Origin of the sequence: Sphingomonas turrisvirgatae, from assembly GCF_001721295.1 — a bacterium.
GTDB classification, from domain to species: Bacteria; Pseudomonadota; Alphaproteobacteria; order Sphingomonadales; family Sphingomonadaceae; genus Sphingomonas; species Sphingomonas turrisvirgatae.
This window is the reverse complement of sequence record NZ_MDDS01000060.1, coordinates 1-2399: the sequence shown is the minus strand read 5'-3', so window position 1 is coordinate 2399 and position 2399 is coordinate 1. Positions and strand designations below refer to the sequence as shown.

The window sequence follows — 2399 nt, the reverse complement described above, 5'->3', positions numbered from 1 at the left end:
GCACGATCTCAACTTCACGCAGCTTGCCGATAATCTCTTCCGGCTTGTGCTTCTTGCTCGGCATTCAATGTCCCTTTCGTGGTCCAGACTATCATAGTCTCCGGGCCACTCAGCGGGGGGCAGATCATGGTGGACGCGCAGCATCGCGCCAGACGCGGGTGCGCTGACGTGTCGTGTCGATGCTGATCATTGATGTGCCGCCCCCTTACGGAGCGACCTTCGGCTCAAGCCATCAGCCGCCCTTCAAGCCGGTTGATCGCCCGCTGAAGCAGGTAGAGCAAGCGAAAATGACACGATTGGTATACAGACCTTAGCCAGTCGACCCGGCCACATCAGCGCATGGATGTGGTGCAACTTCTCGGCGCGAACGTGCGCATGCACCGGAAGCTGAAAGGCCTATCGCAGGAACAGCTTGCGCTCGAAGCCGGGATGGAGCGCAGCTACGTAAGCGACATGGAACGCGGCACACGGAACCCGTCAGTTAGGGCGCTCGGTCGGTTGGCAGAGGCTCTAGCGGTTGAACCAGACGCCTTGCTAAAGCGTCTCTGATCGACGACGCTTCAGGTGAATGCACCCTGCCATTTTCGCGGGAACGCGCATATCTGCGGATCACGTCCGCACAGGTGTTCGTGAAGGTTTGAACCACCTTCATATAAGATGATCAGGTTTGCGCGCCGGCCCTGATGCGCGATGCGACCTCATCGGCCTCCGCAACGAGAGAGAGAACCTGGGCGCGCAGTTCATCCAGTCGAACGTGATCAGGAGTCGGCTCGGCAAGCAGGTCGATCTGCCCGTACGTGTCCAGGTAGCGCTCGATGCATGCGGATCTGCGGCTTCGCTCGACATCGTCCATGGGAAGTGAAGACAAGTGCGCCTGCCAAGCCTTATTGCCTTTCCGCGAATTGCACGACTTGCAGCACGGAAGCAGGTTTCCCAGTCGGTGTCCATGACCGCTGAAACGGCTGTTCTTCACTGTCGCGAACACATGATCCCAAGTTTCGGCCGGCGCTCCGCAGTAGGCGCAAGATAGGTCATCGTCAGGATCGTTGCCCAGCAGGCTCACCGCCTCACGAACGTGCGCTTCATCATACGGGTCGTGCGGCGCTATCGCTGCAGCGAACATGTGATTGATCGTCGTCAGCCGGCTGGCAAGCATGCGATACGGCCGGAGATGAGAGGCGATGCTTTTGAAGCGCATCATGCTCGCTCTGCTGTTGCGCCCACGTCATATGACTTCCGGACAGGCGCCAACTGATAGCCAGTAAGATCTGTTTGGCCCGACGTTCTCTGGAGATGTGCGTCATTGCCCGGCCGAGAAAATCGGAACACCATCATCTCCCATTATCGCAACTTGTATTGGCTTAGCGTAGCCATGACCAACGCTAGCCAGGTCGCCTTCGAACCTGTCGCCCACGATAACCGTGTACACCGGTGTGCCGAGATAGGATAGCAGCCGCATTCTAACGGCTAGATACCTTGAGCCATTCGCGGATTGCATGGTGCCGAGATCAATTTCGTACGCGTAAGGCTGCGCTGGCGGTATCTCGAGTTCTCCGCCTACGAAAATCCTGGGCTTATCGCCCCCATTCCGGATGAAATTAGGCAGGACGGGATGGAAGCCGTCCGCGCCAAGCGCCGCGACCGCAAAAGAGTGGGCGACCTTCGCCAAAAACCTCGCGAAGGTGGCATTGCTGAATTTGGCTTCCGGCAGCGATACCACATGCTTGCCGCCTGCGGCATCCAATGCGGCTTGGGCATCTAGCTGACCAACGACGCAATAAAGAGTGTCGTTCGCACAGACGACTTCATAGGCCTCATGCCATGCCATGCCGGGGAACCCCCACAGCGGCAGTGACCATGAGAAGAACGGTGAGCGCGGGGGATCCAGGGTGATCGGCGTCTTTCGGCCATCGTGTTCATGTTTCAAGATGAGGGGCTTGGGTGGGTTCCGCTTCGTGTTCCTGTTTTGAGATCGGAAACCATACTTTGTCCTCATCAAACCAAGCATGTCTCGAAGAACAAACCGCTCTGCATCACTGGTGATTGCCGCGCACTGTTTGCAGCTGGCGCTTGGAAGGATCAAATCGCCGTGCAGCCCAAACGGCACGATATGCTCCCGCGTAAGCCCTCTCGACTCGCCGCAGTAAATACAACTTCCTGCTGGGGCATATACGATGCCTCCCGATCCAGTGCGGGTTGCTCCCGGAGGGATAGAGGGTGACACGATAAGCTTCCTTCAAAGGTATCCGCGTCCTCAGGGAACGGCAGCCCTTGACGTGACCCCCGCCTTTCATCCAGCGGCAACCAGAGACCGACCGGTGTTGTCGCGCATGAGCGCAGGTGAAGCAACGGGCGGGGTTAACCCCGCCCGTTGCTGTTCAAGTTCGGCGGCGAACGCC

3 protein-coding genes are annotated in these 2399 nt (G+C 58.4%); 1 reads left to right on the top strand and 2 read right to left on the bottom strand.

Translation table 11 applies throughout. From position 1 onward, the window contains the following. The first annotated feature begins 339 nt into the window (after window positions 1-339). Window positions 340-549: a helix-turn-helix domain-containing protein gene (locus BFL28_RS16700; protein WP_069321663.1), complete on the top strand. Its 210-nt coding sequence runs from the start codon at window positions 340-342 to the stop codon at window positions 547-549. A 112-nt stretch (window positions 550-661) separates the two neighbouring features. Here the strand turns inward: BFL28_RS16700 and BFL28_RS16695 are convergent, their stop codons facing one another. Next, complete coding sequence (locus tag BFL28_RS16695; RefSeq protein ID WP_069321662.1) at window positions 662-1201, bottom strand: HNH endonuclease; 540 nt, start codon at window positions 1199-1201, stop codon at window positions 662-664. Window positions 1202-1300: 99 nt separating this feature from the next. Continuing rightward, complete coding sequence (locus BFL28_RS16690) at window positions 1301-2107, bottom strand: hypothetical protein (RefSeq protein ID WP_131818675.1); 807 nt, start codon at window positions 2105-2107, stop codon at window positions 1301-1303. Window positions 2108-2399: the final 292 nt, after the last annotated feature.

What these genes read in the sequence shown, in the direction of transcription:
- BFL28_RS16700 (WP_069321663.1), top strand. Translation starts at nt 340, where the DNA reads ATGGATGTGGTGCAACTTCTCGGCGCGAACGTGCGCATGCACCGGAAG.
- BFL28_RS16695 (WP_069321662.1), bottom strand. Translation starts at nt 1,201, where the DNA reads ATGATGCGCTTCAAAAGCATCGCCTCTCATCTCCGGCCGTATCGCATG.